The organism is Gemelliphila sp. 1F1 (assembly GCF_056897515.1).
Genome location: NZ_JBXHBE010000008.1, coordinates 1 through 14209 on the forward strand (window position 1 = coordinate 1; position 14209 = coordinate 14209).

A 14209-nucleotide genomic window follows, 5' to 3' on the forward strand; every position below is an offset into this window, starting at 1 on the left:
TAAGAATTAAATTATTATTTTTTTATAAAAAATATTTTCTTTTTTATTTAATCCATAAAAGTGTTTGCAATAAACATAGAGATAATATATAATAAAAACAGAGAGTTAATAGAGGAGATAAGTATTTTATGGGCAAAAAGGATTATTATGTAGGATTAGATTTAGGAACAGCATCAGTAGGATGGGCTGCTACTGATGTAGATTATAACTTATTGAAAATACGTGGAAAAAAAACAATTGGGGTTAGACTGTTTAATCAAGCTGATACAGCAGAGGATAGAAGAAATCATAGAAGTAACAGAAGAAGAATAGCACGTCGTAGATACAGACTTAAACTTTTAAGGAATTTATTTGAAGAAGAAATTAATAAAATTGATAAAAGATTTTTTGATAGATTAGATGAAAGTAAGTATTGGTTAGATGATAAATCTGTAAATACAAAAAATATATTATTTAATGATTTAAACTATAAAGATAAAGATTTCTATAAAAAATATCCTACAATCTATCATTTAAGGGCAGGTTTGCTAAACAAAAAAAATCCAGATATACGGGAAATTTATTTAGCTTGTCATCATATTATTAAATATAGAGGTAGCTTTTTATATGAAGGAAAGAGTATATCTAGTGGTTCAACTTTATTAGATATATTCACATCACTTTGTAATGAACCTATACTATTAGAAGAAGCTAGAGATTTATTACTTATTGAAGAAAAAAGAAAAAAGGTTGAAGAAATTTTACTTGATAGAAATATTAGTCGACTAGATAAAACAAAAAAGATAGTACTAGTAGTAGAAAAAAATAAACAGTTGCAAGAATTTTTTAAAATATCTCTAGGGCTATCAGGAAATCTTTCTATATTATTACAAGATGATTCACTAAAAGAAAGTGATAAACCTAAAATACAACTGGATAAAATTATTTATGATGATGAAAGAAGTGTTTATGAAAATATTTTGGGTGATGAAATAATTATACTTGATTTAGCGAAACAATTATATGATTCTATAATTTTAGCAAATATGAAAAAAGAAAATCTAACTATTTCGGAGTCTAAAGTTGAGATATTCAAAAATCATAAAAAAGATTTAAGGTTATTGAAAGATGCTATCTTAAAAGATAGTAAATTAAACGAAGAAGAAAAACGAAATTTATATAGAATGTGCTTTAGAGATAATTTAAAAGATAATTATATTGCATATACTAGAAGAAATAGCTTATCTAAAGATGGTAATGGAACTATTTCTAAAGTAGCTTCTTATGATGATTTTAAAGTATTTTTGAACAAAAATATATTAAATAATTTATCTAACGAAGAAATAGTTAATCAAATAAAATTAAAACTTGACAGAAATGAATTTTTACAATTATTGAGAAGTGAAAATAATGCAGTAATCCCTTATCAACTTCATAAAGAAGAATTGGAGAAAATATTAATAAATGCAGAGCAATATTATCAATTTTTGGCAGAAAAAGTTGATGGACTTTCTGTCTCTGAAAAAATAGTAAAACTGCTTGAATTTAGGATACCTTATTATGTAGGACCTTTAAATAATTATCACGAAGATAAAGGTGGTAATAGTTGGATAGTCAGAAACAGTTCAGAACCTATAACTCCTTGGAATTTTGAAAAAATAGTTGATAAGGAGAAGAGTGCAGAAAAATTTATAAATAGAATGACAAAAAAGTGTAGCTACTTAATAGAAGAAGATGTACTACCTAAGCATTCTTTATTATATTCAGAGTTTAGTTTGTTAAATGAACTTAATAATTTAAAAGTAGATAATAATAAGCTGTCGGTAGAAATAAAAAATGATATTATTGAAACTTTTTATAAACATTCTGTAAAAAAAGTTACAAAAACTATGTTAGAAAAATATTTAAAATCTTTAGGAATATTAGATAAGCATCAAGAATTATCTGGGATTTATAAAAATATTCAAACTACCTTAAAATCTTATGTAGAAATAAAAGAAATATTACGAGAAGATTTTGAAGTTTCTATGGTAGAAGATATAATTTTATGGATAACTTTATTTGGCGATTCTAAAGATATTTTGGAAAATAAAATTGTTAGTAACTATGGAAATATTTTAAGTAAAGAAAAAATATTAAAATTATTAAACTTAAGGTATAAAGATTGGGGAAGATTATCAAGGAAATTCTTAACAGAAGTATATAGTGAAAATATTATAAGTGATAGTGGAGAACAATCAAATATAATTGATGTTATGCGAAATACTTCTTACAATTTAATGGAGATACTGAGTAATGAAAGAGGATTTTTAGAAAGCATAGACAGTTATAATAGTAAAGATACATTTGATTATACAAAATTATCTTATGATTTACTGGACGAACAATACTTATCACCATCTGTAAAAAGATCTATTTGGCAAAGTTTAAAAATATTAGACGAGCTGACTAAAGAAATAGGGGTAAGCCCTAAAAAAATATTTATAGAAACTACTAGAAAAAATAGTGATAATAAAAAAGTTTCCGCTACAAGAAGCAAAAAATTACAAGAGGCTTATAAGAAAATAAATGTAGATGAGTATATAGACAAATCAAAATTTGAACAATCTGATAATAAAAGATTAAGACAGAAAAAATATTATCTGTATTACCAACAACTAGGAAGATGTATGTATACAGGAGAAAAAATAGATTTAGATATGTTAGAAACATCTGCATACGATATTGATCATATATACCCTAGAAGTAAAACTAAAGACGACAGTATATTAAACAACTTGGTACTAGTAACACGAGAAAGTAATAGTAAAAAAGGAGACAGTTATCCAATTCCTCAAGATGCTTTAAAAAATATTGATAAAACTAAAAAACATTGGAAATTATTACGTGATTTAGGATTAATACACGAAGAGAAATACAATAGATTAATTAGAAATACTGAACTTACTAATGAAGAACTGGCTAATTTTATTAACAGACAACTTGTAGAAACATCACAGTCTGTAAAAGTAGTAGCTAATTTATTAAAAAAATTGTATCCAAAAACAGAAATATGCTATGTAAAAGCTAAAAATGTGACAGATTTTAGATATACATTTGCATATGAACGAGAGTTTGATAAAAAATCTGGAAAAAATAAAACAACTATTAGAAATCCAGAGTTAATTAAAATACGAAATTTAAATGATTTGCATCACGCCCACGATGCGTATTTAAATATAGTAGTTGGGAATGCATTTGATGTTAAGTTCACGAAAGACATAATAGGAATACTTTCTAATAAAAATTTCAAATATAATTTAGATAAAATGTACAAGTATAATATTGAGCGAAATGGAGTTATAGCGTGGAATACAGATGAAACGTTAAAAACAGTTTTAGATAGTATTAATTACAAGAGAGTATTAATTACTAGAAAATCAGCTTCTCAAAAAGGAGCATTATATGATGCTACGTTACATAATAAGAAAAAAACTAAAGATTTAGTATATATGCCATTAAAAGCTAGTGATACTAAGTTACAAAAAGTTACTAAATACGGTGGTTTTAAAAATGTGAAAATAGCTTATTTCAGTATAGTTAGTTATAATATATTAGATAAAGATAATGTTAAAGAAAAATTTGCTATATTACCAATTCCAATATATTTAAAAGATAATATTAAAAGTAATGAAGATATAGTAAGATATGCTAGAAATATGATAGTAGTTAAAAATAAAAAAGTAGAGAATATAGTTGTAAGATATAGAAAGTTAGTAATTAACAATTTGGTTAAAATAAATGATTACTACTATTACATAGGTGGAAAAACTAATGATAAGTTATGCATAGATGTAGCAGTTCAAGTATTATTTGATAGGGAATATATACCTATGCTAAAAGATGTTGCAGTACTTCACTATAAAAATATTGAAATGAAAGGAAAAATTGATCAAGTTAGTACGTCCAGAATTTTGCCAGAAAATAATCTAGCGTTATTTGATTATATATTAAACAAAATGAATAGTGGAATTTTTAGAGCATCTAGGTCAAATAATTATGAAGGGTTTTCAAAGAAAGAGGTAAGAGAAAGATTTGTAAGTTTATCTATAGAAGATCAATGTAGTGCTATTTTGGAGCTTTTGAATACTATATCTCACAAAAAAACTGTATACGATACAAAAAAATACTTCGGTATATCAGTTTCTCGTAGTACGCTTGCATTTAGCTTTGCTAATGTACATGAATTTGAAATAATTGAACAATCAGTAACGGGTCTTAGAGAAAGATTTGTAAAAATTATATAAAATTAAGGAGTAAGTTATGAGCTGGAGAACAGTGATTATTAGGGAAAGAGCAAAATTAGATTATAAAATGAATTACATGATTGTAAGAAGAGCGGAAGATATAAAGAGAATAAATATTAGTGAATTGTATATGGTTATTTTAGAAAGTACGGCAGTTAGTATAACTGCTGTACTTTTAAATGAATTGAATAGAAATAAAGTAGCCGTAGTTTTTTGCAATGAGAAACGATCTCCTTATGCAAATTTAATAGGTCTTTATGGCTCACATGATACTAGTTTGAAATATAGACTTCAAATTAATTGGGAAGAATCAACTATGCAAGCAATTTGGACAAAAATAGTATATGAAAAGATAAAAAATCAATATTTATTGTTAAAAAAGTTTGATTTGGTAGGGGCAGAAAAATTGATTAGTTATATGGATGAATTGGAGTTTAATGATATTACTAATAGAGAAGGGCATGCTGCAAAAATTTATTTTAATAGTTTGTTTGGAAAAAATTTTAGTAGATCACAAGAATGTTTCACAAATGCTGCATTAAATTATGGTTATGCAATTTTGCTATCTTCTTTTAACAGAGAAATAATTGCAAGTGGATATTCTACTCAATTGGGGATTTTTCATAATAATCAATATAATAATTTTAATTTATCTTGTGATTTGATGGAACCTTTTAGACCTTTAGTTGATAGTTTAGTTTATAAATTGGAGGGTAGTGAATTTGAGTCGTCACATAAAAATAAAATAGTTCAAATACTTAACGATTATGTGATTATTAATAACAAGAAGCAAACAATAGCAAATGCAATAAAAATATATACTCAGGGTATTTTTAGAGCTTTAAATAATGATGATACTTCTCAATTATCTTTTTTTGATTATGAGTTATAGATTTATGAGAATTATGGTTATGTTTGATTTGCCCACTGAGTATGCTAATCAAAGAAAAGCATATAGAAAATTTAGAAAACATTTAATAAAAGATGGTTTCATAATGTTACAAGAATCAATATATTGTAAGATAGCGCTTAATCATGCAACTTCGCTTCTAATAACAAACAATATTAAAAAGTATTGCCCTGAAGAAGGAATTGTTCAAATACTAATAGTTACTGAAAAGCAATTTTCTAAAATGGAGATATTAGTTGGAGATATAAATAAGGAATATGTAAATAATGATGAAAGGTTTATAGAGCTATGAAGTTTACAAATAGAAATTTCGAGAAAATAATAGAAATCTCTGAAGATAAAGTTAACACTATTATAGTTGAAGATAAAATACATTATAGAAATTTTATTGAGGAATTGATAAGACAAAATTTAGGATACAGTGGTAATTTTATTGTATCTCAAAATGGAAAGGATATAAATTTTGAAACTAATTTACATATTATAGCTGATATCTTTAATCTAAAACCTAATAATAAAAAAGTTACTCAAAAAATACTGACATCACTTTATAAAATAGCTTGCGAAAATTATTCCAAAACGGAGGAATTAAAATCTAATTTAATTAATTATATGCTTGATATTACTTATGAGAGTGAGTTAGATATTACTTTTGAAGATAATATTGATGTAATGTCTATCTTAAAAATAGGAAATTTTCAAATAAATAATGATGAAGGAGGATTAGTTGATAAGTTACTTGTTTACTTAAAAACTATGTTCACATTAGCTGACTATAAATTGTTAATAATTGTAAATTTAAGAAATTATTTTACAAATAATGAGTTAGAAAATATTTATGAGTATGTGCTTCTTAATAAAATAAAAATTTTGAATATTGAATATTTTAATTTCAATAATAATACTTTAGATAAAGTAAAAAATGAACAATTACATATATTTGACAAAGATTATTGTGAACTTTAATTTAATATGATAGTTACTTTAAAATAGTTGTAATTTGTGATATAATGAGATTATTATTTTGACAGGAGATTTTAATAATATGAACATATATGATAAAGCAAATGAATTTGAAAGAGCTCTAAGAGAAAGTGATGTTTATAAAGAGTTAGTAGCAGCTTTCGAAAATTTAGAACAAAATGTAGAATCTAAGGCTTTGTATAAAGAATTTATTGATACACAAAATAGCTTTATGCAAAGTATGCAAACTGGTGAACAACCTACAGAAGAACAAATGCAATCTTTCCAACAGTTGCAAGAGAAATTAGTAGCTGACGAAAATGTTAGTAAACTAATTCAAGCACAGCAAAGATTACAAGTTACAATTGAAGACATAAATAAGGTTATATATAAACCGTTAGAAGAGTTATTTAATAAACATGAACAATAATAATTATAACTTTCTTGTATCAGGTATTTCCGAGGAAATTTATGATTTGACATTAAAACACCTTGCGCAACAATATGTGCAAGGTACTACTTTTTGTTATAATAATCAAGAACGAGAAGATTCGATCAATATCACTTTGAAATTTGAAATAAATGATAATTTTATATTATTAAAAAGTGATTATTATAGTAATTATGAAAGTAAATCTATAATAAAAGATAAAAATCAAAAAGAATTAAAGAGATTGGTCAGTAAAGAAGTTGTAAAGTTGTTTAATAAAATATTTGATTATGAATCTCCTTGGGGAATATTAACAGGAATTAGGCCGACAAAGTTATTTCATATTTTATACGCTGAATATAATGATATTAATATTGTACGTGATACTTTGAAAGAAGATTACTTAGTTTCTGTCCAAAGTATAAATATATTGGAAAGTATTTTTAAAACACAAATACAAACAATCCCTGATATTTACAGTTTAAATACTAGTGAAGTTAGTGTATATATTGGAATACCTTTTTGTCCAACAAAGTGTGCTTATTGTACGTTTCCTGCTTATCAAATTAGAAAGAATGATTCTAGAATGAAAAGTTTTTAGATATGTTATTTGAAGAAATTGATCTTGTATTTGATATATTAAAGCAAAAAGGTAGAGATGTTACTACTATCTATTTTGGTGGTGGAACACCTACTAGTCTATCTGCAAACGACCTAGAGAAAGTATTAAAGAAAATATATTCAAAAATTGATTTAAACAAATTACGGGAAATAACGGTTGAAGCTGGAAGACCTGATACAATAGATATAGAAAAATTAGAAGTATTAAAAAAATATAATGTAGGAAGAATTAGTGTAAATCCACAGAGTTTTAATAACAATACATTACGCGCTATAGGAAGAATACATAGTGTTGAAGAGACTATTGATAAGTACTATTTATCAAGGAACTATATACATACTATTAATATGGATATGATAGTGGGCTTGCCTGGAGAAACTAAGATTGATATAGAAAATACTTTATTAAATTTTGGAAAATTAAGTCCAGAAAATATAACAGTACATGCCCTGAGTTTTAAAAGAGCTAGTCATATGACAAAAAATAGATCTAAATATCGAGTAGCTACTGGTCAAGAAGCGGAAGAAATGCTAAATATAACTAAACAATGGATTTTAAATAATGAATATATTCCTTATTATTTGTATCGCCAAAAAAATATATTGGCTAATATGGAGAATATAGGTTATTCAAAAAAAGGACATATTAATTTGTACAATATAATTATTATGGAAGAAGTGCAAACTATAATAGGACTTGGCTGTGGAGCTAGTAGTAAAATTATTTCAAAGGATAATAAAATTTATAATATTCTTAATCCTAAAGATTCTGCAAGTTATAGTAACCATAGTGATCAGATAGATAAAAAATTAAATATTATGTTAGAATATTTATAAAGAGGTGATATAATGTTTATTCAAGATTTTTCAAATGGTCAAGAAATTAGTCAATTTTTTTTGGTAGATAATATTACAAAAGGAATAGCTAGTAGCGGGAAACCATATTTAACAATTAATTTAAAAGATAAAACTGGAAGTATTGAAGCTAAGTTATGGGAAGTTACAGAAGAAGATTATAATGTATTGCAGTCTGGTATTTTAATTTATGTAGATGCGATTGCTAACGAGTATCGTGGCAAAATGCAGTTGAAATTAAAGTCTTATAGACTAAAAAAAGAAGATGAAGATATTGCTATCGATGATTTTATACAAGTAGCACCATTACCTAAAGAAGTAATGATAGGTGAATTGAATACATTTTTGAAGGATATTCAGAATATAAAGTTAAAAGCAATAGTTACAACATTATTAAATAAATATAAAAAACAGTTTGTATCTTATCCAGCAGCAAAGTCAATGCATCATGATTTTTATTCAGGTCTTATTTATCACACTGTAACGATGTTGAAGATTGCGAAATCTTTAGTAGAAATTTATCCATCATTAAACAAAGATTTATTATATAGTGGAATAATTTTACATGATTTAGGGAAAACTATAGAACTTAGTGGGCCTATTGCAACATCTTATACTTTAGAGGGTGAGTTACTAGGTCATATTAGTATAATGAGTGATGAAGTTTCTCGTTGTGCAGAAAGTTTGAATATATCTGGAGAAGAAGTTATATTGTTGCGTCATTTAATTTTATCACATCATGGTAAATATGAATTTGGTTCTCCAAAGCTACCAATGATTAAAGAAGCAGAAATTTTAAATTTTATTGATAATATAGATGCTCGTATGCAAATGTTTGATAAAAATTTAACTAATCAGGAGCCAGGTACTTTTTCAGAAAGAATATTTGGTTTAGAAAATAGACACTTTTATGTACCCAAATTTGATAAAGAATAATATATATTAATAAGGAGAAAAAATGTTAGAGAAAATATTTAATCTAAATAGTAATAATACAAATGTGAGAACAGAAGTATCTTCTGGTTTTATTACTTTTTTTGCAATGAGTTATATTTTAGTAGTTAATCCTGCTATTTTGTCGGCAGCAGGTATTCCTCTTAATGTAGTATTTACAGCTACAGTATTAGCAAGTATAGTAGGGACTTTAATATTGGCCTTAGGAGCCAACTATCCTATAGTTATTGCTCCAGGTATGGGACTTAACTCGTACTTTGCTAGTATGGTTGCAGTTACAGGAGCTAATTATACTACTATTTTGGCTACTTGTTTTATTGCTGGAGTTATTTTTATTGCGTTATCAGCTACTAGATTTAGAGAAGCTTTGATCGATGCTATTCCAAATAATTTGAAATACGGAATCTCTGTAGCTATTGGATTATTTATAACGTTCTTAGGATTAAAAAATTCTGGAATAATTGTCCCTAATGAAGCTACTATATTGTCGTTAGGTAAGTTAAGTGAACCTATGGCTTATTTAACAGTGTTAGGAATTGTTATAATTTTAATTTTATTAGTATTAGAAGTAAAAGGTGCAATTTTTATTGGAATGTTTGTAGTTGCTATAATAAGTTATTTTATGGGATTATTGAAAATAGGAAGTATATTCCAAGTTCCGAATTTTAATTTAAATATATTATATAATCCTATAACTGAAAGTATTAATGTTTTTGAAATGGGACTATACGGAATAGTATTTGCATTTTTAATGGTAACTTTATTTGATACTACTGGGACAATGATTGCGGTAGCTAACCAATCGGGATTAGTGAGAAATGGAAAAATAAAAAAAGTACGTCAAGTGTTATTAGCTGATTCTGTTGCAACTACAGTAGGAGCTCTTTTTGGAACTTCTCCAACTACAGCTTATATTGAATCGTCATCTGGTGTTGCGAATGGGGGACGTACAGGTCTGACATCTTTGACAACAGCTATTTTAGTATTTTTATCACTATTTTTGTTCCCATTAGCAGCTAGTTTGTCATCAGTAGCAGCAATTACATCACCAGCTTTAATCATAATCGGATCATTTATGATGGAAAATATTTCTAAGATAGAGTGGAATGATATAACAGAATCTTTCCCAGCTTTTGCTACAATTTTAGGGATACCATTAACGGGATCAATTAACGATGGTATAGCTTTTGGTTTTGTGTTTTATGTTTTATTAAAATTAGTAAAAAAACAAGCAAAAGACATTCATATTTTAATGTATATTTTTGCGTTGTTATTTTTAATTCAGTTAATATGGTTACATGGATAAAATCTTATTAACGAATTAATAAAAGTGAACTATAATTATTGTAGTTCACTTTTATTTTTTATATTAAATATTTTTAACGATTCTTCTACTAACATCATTGTTATGTTAAGACTATTTAGATATTTTTTAATCTCATTCAGTTTTTGTTCATTGGTTTTATTATCTTTTTTAATAGCTCTAATTAAAAGATTTTTTGGAGTATTTTCTTCAGAGATAAATTCCATAATATTGGCTTTATATCCGAATGAAGTTAGTATATCACTTCTAATCGAGTCGGTTAACAAACTTGCGAATTTTTCTTTTACTATACCGTGTTTTAACATTATAGGTAAATAACTTTCATTAAGTTGTGAATTTATTTCTTTTTGACAGCAAGGGACAGCTAGTATTATTTTTACTTGCCAAGATATAGCTTTTAGAATGGCTATATCAGTAGCTGTATCGCAAGCGTGCAAGCTAATAACCATATCTATGTTATCATCTGTAGTAAAATTAGCAACATTTCCATAAACAAAGTGTAAATTGGTGAAATTTAATTCATTAGCAATGTTGTTGCAATTGTCTATTACTTCTTTCTTTAGGTCTATACCAATAATAGTAGTTTCTCTCTTTAATACTTTTGTTAAAAAGTAATATACTGAAAATGTTAGATAGCTTTTTCCACTACCAAAATCTAATATTTTTATATGTTTGTCTGATGGTAAGTTAGTTATACAATCGTTAATGTATTCTAAATATTTGTTTATTTGTCTAAATTTATAAAATTTGTTTTGCTTTATTTTTCCATCTTTTGTTTGAATTCCTAAAGATATTAGAAAATCATATTTTAAATTTTCATCCAGTAGATAATTTTTTTTCTTATTTTGGGTGGTTATTGTGTTTTTTTTATTTTGTACTTTTTTATTTATTGATAATTTATATTTTTTTGAAACTTTAATATTTATAATTTCTTGTTCAGTTTGTATATTAATATCTCTAAAGTTATTAAATATATTTTTTAATTCATTAATTACATTTTCTTTGTCAATGATAGGTATATTAATATGTTTTATAATTCTTTTGTAGCGATACTCAAGTTGTAGATTTATTTGTTTTTTTATAATAATTAATTTGGCGATAACTTTTTCTAATTCTTCGGTTTTATCTCGAAAATTTGATGCTGTAAGTTTTATTAATTTTTTATTATCTATGCTGTTCAAAATATCATTAGTTATATTATCAATCATTTACAATACCTCCTTGTCATATTTTAAAATAGAGTTATTATTAAGATATTTACTGATCAATATCTTAAGTAATAACCCTAAGTTCTGATTTATTAAATTGAATATTTATCTCTTACTAGATTAGCAACTCTCTCTCCGTATTGCTTAGTAAGTTCGTCACTTTCAGCTTCAACCATTACTCGAATTAAATTTTCAGTTCCAGAAGCTCTTAGTAATATTCTGCCATTATTAGATAGTTCATCTTCTACTTTTTTGCATTCTGTAAGAATTTCCTCATCTTCCATAACTAGCTTTTTGTCAGCTACTTTAATATTAATTAATTTTTGGGGATATATAGTTACTTGGTCTGCAAGTTGTTTTAGCGTAGTATTTTTTTCTTTGACAATAGAAGCTAATTGAACTGCTGCAAGAATACCATCTCCAGTAGTAGCATTGTCCATTAATATTATATGGCCAGATTGTTCTCCACCTACAGAGTAATTATGTTTTCTCATTTCTTCTACTACATATCTGTCACCAACTGATGTTTTTATTGATTGCATATTATGTTCTTCAACAGCACGATAAAATCCTATATTACTCATAACGGTAGATACTATCATATTGTCTTTTAACTTATTTTGTTCTTTTAGATGATTTGCAAGAATGAACATGATTTTATCTCCATCAACAACATTACCTTCGTGATCAACTGCTAGTAATCTATCACCATCTCCATCAAATGCAAATCCAAAGTCTATATTGTGTTCTTTTACGTAATTTATAATTGTATCTAGTTTAGTAGATCCAACATTATCGTTAATATTTATTCCGTTAGGCTGGCAACCAATAGTTTCTATATTAGCCTCTAAATCTCCAAATATAAAGGGTGCTATATTTGTAGTTGCACCATTAGCACAATCTAGAACTATATTAAGATTTTCTAAATTATTGTTTATTGTAGATTTAATATGCTGAATATACTTTTGTGTTAATTCATAAGCATCATGAATACGACCTATGTTACTATGAGTAGAGTTCTCTATAGTATCTTCGTCAATATATTTTTCTATTATTAATTCCTCTTCATCAGTTAATTTGAAACCATCAGGCCCGAAGATTTTTATTCCGTTATCTTGATATGGATTGTGAGAAGCTGATATCATAATACCACTTTCTGTTTCTAAAGTATTTGTCAAATATGCTATTGCTGGAGTAGGTATTACACCTGATAACATAACATTTACGCCAACGCTGGTTAATCCAGCAACTATAGAGTTTTCAATCATATCACAAGAAATACGAGTATCCCTACCTATTAAAACTTTTGGATTTTCACTTTTTGATTTAAGAAGTCTACCTAATGCACGTCCTACCTTAAAGCTTAATTCAGCAGTTAGAGTATCGCCTGCAATACCTCTTATACCATCTGTTCCAAAATATTTTCTCATTCTAATTTCTCCTTAATATCTTTTCAATAAATTAGCCTAGCTTGATATTACTATAATACTTATCATAAGTCAAGATTAATATAATTAGAAAACTGGAACTTAGTTAAGCTCCAGTTTTAAATTTTATTTCTTATTAAATTTTTCTATGTCTTCTAGAACTTGTTCAATCTGATTTTCACGTTTAAAAAAAGCAGATTTTTTTCTAACGATAGAACTTAAAGCTATCATATGTGCTGTTATTGGTGATACTAAAAATAGAAAAACTATAGATAATATTAATTTAAATTCTAAGCTGTCCATGTATTTATAGAAATATAAGAATCCTGCAATTAATATTAATTCTACAGCAAAAGATCCTGTAACACCAGCAGCATGAATTTTTGTTAGTTCATCAGGAAGTCTTATGAAACCTAATATTGTACTAAACATTGCAAAAATAGCAATTATAATTAGAGCAATTATTGCTATAGTGATAATATTATTTATTGTCATCATCAGTAAAGACCTCCTTTCTAGCTAAGAATCTAGCCGTAACTACAGTACCTATAAAGCAGATTGCAGAAATAATCAAGATAAGTGATATATATGATGATGTTTTGTAATACATACTAATTAGAACTATTGCAGAAATTAACGGCATTGCGATTAAATCACTAGCAATTAATTTGTCATAAATGCTTTTTCTAGTTACCATATAATATAGTAAAAATACAATCATTAAAGCACTGGCGAATATTCCTGCTAATATTGTTAAGTTTAAAATTTTATCCATTATTTTCAACCTCCAATATAGCTTTTTCAAAACTAGATTTAATAGCTTCTATTTCACCAGGGATATCTTCTGTATCTAAGCGGTGAATAAATAATTTAGAATTATCATGACTTACATTTACTGTAATTGTTCCAGGGGTTAAAGTTATCATGTTAGCTAACAATGTAATTTGCCAATTTTTTGTTACATCCAACGGGTATTCAAATATTGCCGGATTTACATCTAATTTAGGTTTATACATTAATTTGAACACAGCAATGTCTGCTTTAATTAATTCAACTAAAAATAGTAATATTAATTTAATCCATCTATAAATGTAAGAAAAATAAATTTGTCCTGGTAAAAGTCGTTGAAAAATTATAAGAATAACAGCTCCCCAGAAAAATCCGACAGCAAAATATTCAGAGTTATATCCGTTAGATAGTACCATCCATAAGAAACCGATAACGATATTTATTAAAATTTGTATTGCCATAT

Annotated in this window: 14 protein-coding genes; 9 read left to right on the forward strand and 5 right to left on the reverse strand. The window is 26.2% G+C overall.

What is annotated here, in order from left to right; all coding sequences use genetic code 11:
• Positions 1-128: 128 nt before the first annotated feature.
• The 9 genes from cas9 (at position 129) to AC1XWJ_RS07465 (ending at position 10304) form a co-directional block, all read left to right on the forward strand.
• Positions 129-4265, forward strand: a complete 4137-nt coding sequence (gene cas9, locus AC1XWJ_RS07425; RefSeq protein WP_483335257.1) for a type II CRISPR RNA-guided endonuclease Cas9 — start codon at positions 129-131, stop codon at positions 4263-4265.
• 16 nt (positions 4266-4281) lie between these two features.
• Positions 4282-5157 (forward strand): type II CRISPR-associated endonuclease Cas1, encoded by an 876-nt coding sequence (gene cas1, locus AC1XWJ_RS07430; protein WP_483335258.1) that lies wholly within the window; start codon positions 4282-4284, stop codon positions 5155-5157.
• A 4-nt stretch (positions 5158-5161) separates the two neighbouring features.
• Positions 5162-5467, forward strand: coding sequence for a CRISPR-associated endonuclease Cas2 (gene cas2, locus AC1XWJ_RS07435; protein ID WP_483335259.1), 306 nt, complete (start codon positions 5162-5164; stop codon positions 5465-5467).
• Positions 5464-6141, forward strand: coding sequence for a type II-A CRISPR-associated protein Csn2 (csn2, locus tag AC1XWJ_RS07440; protein WP_483335260.1), 678 nt, complete (start codon positions 5464-5466; stop codon positions 6139-6141). Before cas2 ends, csn2 begins: the two co-directional genes overlap by 4 nt.
• Positions 6142-6220: 79 nt before the next feature.
• Positions 6221-6568, forward strand: coding sequence for a YlbF family regulator (locus AC1XWJ_RS07445; protein ID WP_483335261.1), 348 nt, complete (start codon positions 6221-6223; stop codon positions 6566-6568).
• On the forward strand, positions 6558-7169 hold the full coding sequence (locus AC1XWJ_RS07450; RefSeq protein ID WP_483335262.1) for a hypothetical protein: 612 nt from the start codon (positions 6558-6560) through the stop codon (positions 7167-7169). The genes AC1XWJ_RS07445 and AC1XWJ_RS07450 overlap by 11 nt, the downstream gene beginning before the upstream one ends.
• A 2-nt stretch (positions 7170-7171) precedes the next feature.
• Positions 7172-8026 carry a coproporphyrinogen dehydrogenase HemZ gene (hemZ, locus tag AC1XWJ_RS07455; protein ID WP_483335263.1) on the forward strand — a complete coding sequence of 285 codons (855 nt, stop codon included), beginning with the start codon at positions 7172-7174 and terminating at the stop codon, positions 8024-8026.
• 12 nt (positions 8027-8038) lie between these two features.
• Complete coding sequence (locus tag AC1XWJ_RS07460) at positions 8039-8980, forward strand: HD domain-containing protein (protein ID WP_483335264.1); 942 nt, start codon at positions 8039-8041, stop codon at positions 8978-8980.
• Positions 8981-9002: 22 nt separating this feature from the next.
• A complete protein-coding gene (locus AC1XWJ_RS07465) occupies positions 9003-10304 on the forward strand; it encodes an NCS2 family permease (RefSeq protein ID WP_483335265.1) in 1302 nt (433 codons plus the stop codon).
• Positions 10305-10339: 35 nt separating this feature from the next.
• On the opposite strand, the gene AC1XWJ_RS07470 is transcribed toward AC1XWJ_RS07465, so the two are convergent.
• The 5 genes from AC1XWJ_RS07470 to AC1XWJ_RS07490 all read right to left on the reverse strand — a co-directional run bounded on the left by AC1XWJ_RS07470 (position 10340) and on the right by AC1XWJ_RS07490 (position 14207).
• The gene (locus AC1XWJ_RS07470) at positions 10340-11530 is read right to left on the reverse strand and encodes a class I SAM-dependent methyltransferase (protein WP_483335266.1); all 1191 of its coding nucleotides are present in this window, start codon (positions 11528-11530) and stop codon (positions 10340-10342) included.
• A 92-nt stretch (positions 11531-11622) separates the two neighbouring features.
• A complete protein-coding gene (glmM, locus tag AC1XWJ_RS07475) occupies positions 11623-12960 on the reverse strand; it encodes a phosphoglucosamine mutase (protein WP_483335267.1) in 1338 nt (445 codons plus the stop codon).
• Between the two features lie 123 nt (positions 12961-13083).
• The gene (locus AC1XWJ_RS07480; RefSeq protein WP_483335268.1) at positions 13084-13455 is read right to left on the reverse strand and encodes a cation:proton antiporter; all 372 of its coding nucleotides are present in this window, start codon (positions 13453-13455) and stop codon (positions 13084-13086) included.
• A complete protein-coding gene (locus AC1XWJ_RS07485) occupies positions 13439-13732 on the reverse strand; it encodes an MrpF/PhaF family protein (RefSeq protein ID WP_483335269.1) in 294 nt (97 codons plus the stop codon). The genes AC1XWJ_RS07480 and AC1XWJ_RS07485 overlap by 17 nt, the downstream gene beginning before the upstream one ends.
• Positions 13725-14207 carry a Na+/H+ antiporter subunit E gene (locus tag AC1XWJ_RS07490; protein WP_483335270.1) on the reverse strand — a complete coding sequence of 161 codons (483 nt, stop codon included), beginning with the start codon at positions 14205-14207 and terminating at the stop codon, positions 13725-13727. Before AC1XWJ_RS07490 ends, AC1XWJ_RS07485 begins: the two co-directional genes overlap by 8 nt.
• Positions 14208-14209 lie beyond the last annotated feature (2 nt).

Bases quoted from the DNA above. Each gene is read 5' to 3' on its own strand.
- cas2 (WP_483335259.1), top strand. From the start codon at position 5,162: ATGAGAATTATGGTTATGTTTGATTTGCCCACTGAGTATGCTAATCAA.
- hemZ (WP_483335263.1), top strand. From the start codon at position 7,172: ATGTTATTTGAAGAAATTGATCTTGTATTTGATATATTAAAGCAAAAA.
- AC1XWJ_RS07445 (WP_483335261.1), top strand. From the start codon at position 6,221: ATGAACATATATGATAAAGCAAATGAATTTGAAAGAGCTCTAAGAGAA.
- glmM (WP_483335267.1), bottom strand. From the start codon at position 12,960: ATGAGAAAATATTTTGGAACAGATGGTATAAGAGGTATTGCAGGCGAT.
- cas9 (WP_483335257.1), top strand. From the start codon at position 129: ATGGGCAAAAAGGATTATTATGTAGGATTAGATTTAGGAACAGCATCA.
- AC1XWJ_RS07480 (WP_483335268.1), bottom strand. From the start codon at position 13,455: ATGATGACAATAAATAATATTATCACTATAGCAATAATTGCTCTAATT.
- cas1 (WP_483335258.1), top strand. From the start codon at position 4,282: ATGAGCTGGAGAACAGTGATTATTAGGGAAAGAGCAAAATTAGATTAT.
- AC1XWJ_RS07470 (WP_483335266.1), bottom strand. From the start codon at position 11,530: ATGATTGATAATATAACTAATGATATTTTGAACAGCATAGATAATAAA.
- AC1XWJ_RS07465 (WP_483335265.1), top strand. From the start codon at position 9,003: ATGTTAGAGAAAATATTTAATCTAAATAGTAATAATACAAATGTGAGA.
- AC1XWJ_RS07485 (WP_483335269.1), bottom strand. From the start codon at position 13,732: ATGGATAAAATTTTAAACTTAACAATATTAGCAGGAATATTCGCCAGT.
- AC1XWJ_RS07490 (WP_483335270.1), bottom strand. From the start codon at position 14,207: ATGGCAATACAAATTTTAATAAATATCGTTATCGGTTTCTTATGGATG.
- csn2 (WP_483335260.1), top strand. From the start codon at position 5,464: ATGAAGTTTACAAATAGAAATTTCGAGAAAATAATAGAAATCTCTGAA.
- AC1XWJ_RS07450 (WP_483335262.1), top strand. From the start codon at position 6,558: ATGAACAATAATAATTATAACTTTCTTGTATCAGGTATTTCCGAGGAA.
- AC1XWJ_RS07460 (WP_483335264.1), top strand. From the start codon at position 8,039: ATGTTTATTCAAGATTTTTCAAATGGTCAAGAAATTAGTCAATTTTTT.